This window comes from Phormidium sp. FACHB-1136, assembly GCF_014697375.1.
GTDB lineage: Bacteria > Cyanobacteriota > Cyanobacteriia > Phormidesmidales > Phormidesmidaceae > Nodosilinea.
The window spans coordinates 1-5,573 of the sequence record NZ_JACJRS010000176.1; the positions used below are offsets into that span (position 1 = coordinate 1).

4 protein-coding genes are annotated in these 5,573 nt (G+C 43.6%); 2 read left to right on the top strand and 2 right to left on the bottom strand.

Annotated elements, in window-relative coordinates; translation table 11 throughout:
- Positions 1-311: 311 nt before the first annotated feature.
- A complete protein-coding gene (locus tag H6G62_RS25780; protein WP_190500525.1) occupies positions 312-1,424 on the bottom strand; it encodes a pentapeptide repeat-containing protein in 1,113 nt (370 codons plus the stop codon).
- Positions 1,425-1,785: 361 nt separating this feature from the next.
- Between H6G62_RS25780 and H6G62_RS25785 the strand changes: the two genes are divergently transcribed.
- Positions 1,786-4,008: a SpoIIE family protein phosphatase gene (locus H6G62_RS25785; RefSeq protein ID WP_190500527.1), complete on the top strand. Its 2,223-nt coding sequence runs from the start codon at positions 1,786-1,788 to the stop codon at positions 4,006-4,008.
- 110 nt (positions 4,009-4,118) lie between these two features.
- Positions 4,119-4,970 (top strand): diguanylate cyclase, encoded by an 852-nt coding sequence (locus H6G62_RS25790; protein ID WP_190500529.1) that lies wholly within the window; start codon positions 4,119-4,121, stop codon positions 4,968-4,970.
- A 118-nt stretch (positions 4,971-5,088) separates the two neighbouring features.
- Here H6G62_RS25790 and H6G62_RS25795 read toward each other — a convergent pair.
- Positions 5,089-5,573 (bottom strand): transposase family protein (locus tag H6G62_RS25795; RefSeq protein WP_190500532.1); only part of this gene is annotated, 485 nt, incomplete at its 5' end.

Sequence of the window (5,573 nt, forward strand, 5' to 3'; positions counted from 1 at the left end):
CAGAAAGGTTTCGCTTTCAGCAACCTCAATCACGAAGGGGCGGGCCATCCTCTCTACCCTCTCAAACGTCATCCCCTATTATGCTCAACTTCATGCCGGATTGGTATAAGATGCCTTGAAAATATATGGTTTCTACCTCGGCATCATAAATAACGACGTAGTCCTCGGACTTCACTTCCATAAATTCAATTCCTCAAAAAGCTCGATTTTTTTTTCAAAGGGGATGAGTCTCAACATCATTCAATGGATGTCTTTTTTGTGGCTTTCTAGACTTGCAGCCAGTAATTTTATTAGCTTTAGAAGTGGAGATTTTAAACCATAAGCTGAACCATCGTTTGAACAGTAATTTGATTGGAGTCATGGAGAGAAGATGAAAACCGCCAGCCTAACTGTGCAGAGTAATCATTCAGCATCGTAAGTAGACCTAAGCCGGATCCGTCCGACTCGTCATTTTCAGCATTATGTTCAAGTCGAAGAATATAGAGATCGCTAGGATCAGAGTCTATCAGTTCTTCAATGAAAGATTGAAATTTTGCTTTAGTCGATAAATTAATTGGATTCGTAGATAAAAATATTAAATTGTCAGGATATAGAAATAATTGAATTTTGGTATCATTGAATGCCAGTTTATTACTAAATTTCATGGCATTCTCAAGCAGCTCATTAGCAATAAAGCTAACCGCACTCCTGATCTCATCCCGAAGGTTGACTAGGGCATCTTCTTTCTCACCTTCAAGGAAGAACGTCGAAAAATAGTCGGCCATAAAATCAGCCGATAATCCATTATTTCGCCAGCGCTGTTGTAAGGGAATAGAGCCAGGAGAAAAGGAAATAGATAAATATTCCTCTGCTTTAGGTAGGTCTTCTAGAAACGTTCCAAAGATTTCATCCTGTGAACCGGAGTTTAACCTTAGCCAGGGCTTAGATAGGTCGCTGGGTAAGATGGCTTCAAATAAGTCAGCGCCATTCAAAGTCGTTTCAAAGAGGTTAGCCTCTGAAAGGTTGGCACGCTGCAAATTAGCACCTTTCAGATTTGCACGAGATAAATTAGCTCCCCTTAAATCAGCCTCAGAAAGATTGGCTCCAGCTAAGTATGCACCACTCATATCTGCATTTGCTAAATTAGCACCACGCAAGTTAGCACCCACTAGATTTGCTTCAGAGAGATTGGCTTGATTGAGGGAAGCCAAGAATAAATTACTGTTTAATAGTTTACATTTTCGCAAGTCAGCATAACTTAGATTGGCTTGAATAAATGAACTATCAATCAGATTAGCTTCGCTAAGATTGGCACTCTGAAGATTAGACTGATCGCAATCAATCGAGATTAAAACAGAGTTTTGAAGAGAAATATGACTTAAGTTAGTTCCCTTAAATTCACGTAGCCCAATAGCATATTGCTCCAGAAGTTCTTCGGCCAACATGGCGACACCTCTTCAATAAAGTTAAGACTTGAATGAGAATGACTTTCGCAAAGACTAAAAACCTTGTACAGGAATTGAGTTTTGTTGCCCATCTAAAACAATTTAAATAATAGTTGCATATGCGTATCATAAGACCTTGGAAAATCCATGGTTCTTGACGCCCTAGATCAGGATTACCGTAGAATTACTAGATTGACAACCGTACTGTAATCAGTATAATTACATTATATTCGTGTGTTATGTCAGTTGATCGAAAGATTTAAAAACACTTGTTAATCATCGTAATTCACTGACCTGAAATATTTATCTTGGCAAGCAGGCATATAAAGGATTAGCTTTTCTAAAGTCTGAAGGTTGTGCCATGGAAGGCAAGCCAGCATACCCTGACTCTCAGCCTGTGAATGCTGAACGCTATCTTGCCAAAGGGTACAGCATGAAAACCCAGATTGCCCACAGTAAACTGCAACAGTTAATTAACAACTCGGCCTACGGATCTATTCAAACGTTAATTATTGTACCGTTTGTGATACAGGTCGTCGTTGCCGTGAGCTTAACGGGCTATCTCTCCTTTCGCAGTGGACAACGTAGCGTGAATGACGTAGCCACTCAATTACGAGAGGAGATCACGGCTCGCGTTAACCAAAATTTACAAACCTACTTAGCTACCCCCCCTCAAATTAACCAGCTCAACCGGGAAGTGATTGACCGGGCCTGGTTGCCCATGGATGATCAGGAAGCCTGGACACAGCATCTCTGGCATCAGCTTCAGGTTTTCCCTGGCGTGGGGGCGATTAACTGGGCCACCGAGCAGGGGGAATTCGTTGGGGTCGGCAGGAATGAGAACGGTTCCCTTGTCCTCAATGTGGCCAACCAGCGTAATTTATTCGCCTACGAACAATATGGGCTAGACAATGAGGGGCGTCCTATGGAGCTACTCAAAAGAACGTCCAATTATGATCCTCGAACTCGCCCTCAGTATGAGGCTGCCGTCGTTGCTGGGCGAGCGACGTGGAGTGACGTTTTCCCCCATATAACCGATCCCATGCTCGTCATCTCTGCCGTAGAACCTGTCTACGATGGACGAGGGCAGTTGCAGGGTGTTCTCCAAACTCGCCTCAACCTGTCGCTATTGAGTGAGTTTTTAGAGTCACTCAATATTGGTAAAACGGGGCAAGTATTTATCGTTGAAAGTTCTGGCATGTTAGTGGCTAGTTCTGCTGATAAAATGCCTTTTCGTAGGGCGAATAATCAAGCAGAAAAAATTAAACCTGAAGAAAGTGAGAATGCACTCATTCGAGAGGCATCTACTTTTCTGACGGAGGAGTTTTCATCCCCTACTCAGATTACTGAGATACAGCAACTTAGCTTTAAGGATGAAACGGGGCAACGGATATTTGTGCAGGTCTCTCCCTTTCATGATGCCTATGACCTACGCTGGCTCGTTATTGTAGCCATTCCAGAGTCAGATTTTATGGCAGAGATACTGCGGAATCAGCGACATACTTTCATTCTCTGTATCTTAGCTCTATTAGGTTCAGTGTTAGTAGGATTAGTAACCTCTAGATGGATTACTCGTCCTATCCTACAGCTTAAAGACGCAGCCATTGACTTAGCCCAAGGCAACTTCGATCAAGACATTGATATTCATCGTAAAGATGAGTTAGGTATTTTGGCTGGCGCGTTTAATAGCATGGCCTCTCAGTTACAGGATGTTTTTGCTGAACTTCAGTCTACTAATGAGGATTTAGAAAATCGGGTGAAAGATAGAACTAAGGATCTAGAGGCTGCAAGCCAACAGATTCTCGTTCTCAATACTCAATTAAAGGAAGACAACCTTAGAATGAGTGCCGAGCTAGACATTGCTCGTATACTTCAAGAAATGATCTTACCGAAGGAGCAGGAACTTCAACAAATTCCAGGCTTAGACATTGCAGGCTTTATGCAAGCAGCCAATGAGGTAGGCGGAGACTACTATGACGTATTAACCCATCAGGATGGCCTGGTCAGAATTGGTATTGGTGATGTTACAGGGCATGGTTTAGAAAGCGGTGTATTGATGATTATGGTGCAAACCGCTGTGCGAACCTTGCTCATAGCGAATGAGCATGATCCCGTGAAGGTATTGAATACTTTAAACCAAGTGATTTATGAAAATGTTCAGCGAATGGATACGGACAAGAACCTATCGCTAATGCTGCTAGATTATCAGGATGGTCACATTTCCCTTAGTGGCCAACATGAAGAAATGATTGTTGTGCGTAAAAATGGTGACTTGGAACGAATTGATACCATTGATCTCGGCTTTCCCATCGGATTAATTAACGACATTACTGAATTTGTTGCCCAGCAGCATATTGATTTATTTCCTGGAGATGCCGCTGTTCTCTACACCGATGGCATTACCGAAGCTGAAAGCCCGAATCGAAAATTTTATGGCCTACCAAGACTAGCTAACGTCATCCAGTCCAACCATCAAGCTTCAGCCTATGATATCTGTCAGGCGATTGTTATAGACTTGCAGAACCACATTGACAATCAAATTGTCCACGACGACATTACGCTGATTGTCTTAAAACAAAAGTAAAATGGCCTTAAACCGTGAGGCCCAACTATTTGATATTGCAACTTGACAGCTAAACTTAAAATCGTCCTTAAAATACACCTTATTATTTCGTTAGATTCTAACAGTCATCTGTGGGATTTGTGTGGTGCAACATCATAGATAACTTAGATTTTGAATTAATTGAACTGCGGCAAGAAGTGACTAGACTCCTGCAAGATAATGCTGATTTAGAATGTCTTCTGGAGACCGTTACTAACCACAGTGATACGATTGAAAAACAGCTCTACCACCTAAATTTACATCTCAAATCTGCCATCATTGAACGACAGCAAGCTGAAGTGGCTCTTCGAGAGGTTTTACAGATCCTAGCCCAAGACAAGGCGGATCTAGAAATCCTATTAGAAACTAGCAACATCCACGGAGACGCCGTTGAGGAAATTCTCTACGACAAGCTACTCATGATGACCCATCAGGCTGCTACCGATGGCCTAACGAAGCTAGCCAATCGTCGGTGCTTTGATGAATACCTAGACCAGGAGTGGAAGGCACTTGCTAGAACAGGGGATTCCCTATCTCTCTTGCTGTGCGATGTAGACTACTTCAAATACTATAACGACACCTATGGACATCAGGCAGGGGATCAGTGTTTACAGGTGATTGCTAACACGCTACATACTCAGGTTCATCGCCCACGGGATTTGGTCGCTCGCTATGGCGGGGAAGAGTTTGCCTTAGTTTTGCCAGAAACTAAGCTAGACGGCGCTATGCATATCGCAGAGACGATCTTAATAGCTATTCAACATTTAAAGATTGATCACACCAATTCAATAGTTGATGATTATGTCACGATTAGCATTGGTGCTACGTGTCAGGTTCCTAATCTGAACGTTAGTCCAACATCGTTGACCCTAACTGCTGATCGTGCTCTTTATCAAGCTAAGCAACAGGGGCGTAACCGGGTGATTTCTCAGCTTAACCATTAAGTACAGTGGGCCATTGTGTAGGGCAAATTTGATCAGGCGGACGGCTCACGTTATTAGACTTTATCGGAAATTAGGAGAAAAAACGGTATCAATCAGCATTTCCCCCCGTTGATTGTGATTAAGCGGCTTGACCGAGAGGGTTCCCTTTCTTCGCCCGGTGTGTCAGCCGGAAATTATGCAACCCGCAGGCGGTTTCCATCACATCGTCCACATAATGGTCAGCCCAATTCCGAAACGGTTGCACTAGAATTTGACACCGTTTGATACCGCCAATATGATGCTCCACTTCGACGCGAAGACTGGAAATGCTTTGGTTGTTCAACGGATCAATCGCGGTGAGAGACCCATTTCGGGGCGTCTTCTTCGGCTGCTGAATCGTCACGCCCGCTGGGGTAAACCCTTGGAACCCGCCATCCTGCCACACCGTACTGCCGGAGGGAAACCTCAACTCCTCCTCGTCAGCAATGGCTTTGTCGTGTTTTTTCCCTTCATCGGTATCACTGAGATAGCGCACCTTGCCCCCCCGGTCAGGGACAATCAGGTTCTTGACCGTATGGGTCTTTTTCTTGCCGCTGTAGTACGTTTTGCGGTCGGCTTTGTCTT

Coding starts and splice junctions, on each gene's coding strand:
- H6G62_RS25780 (WP_190500525.1), bottom strand. CDS start 1,424: ATGTTGGCCGAAGAACTTCTGGAGCAATATGCTATTGGGCTACGTGAA.
- H6G62_RS25785 (WP_190500527.1), top strand. CDS start 1,786: ATGGAAGGCAAGCCAGCATACCCTGACTCTCAGCCTGTGAATGCTGAA.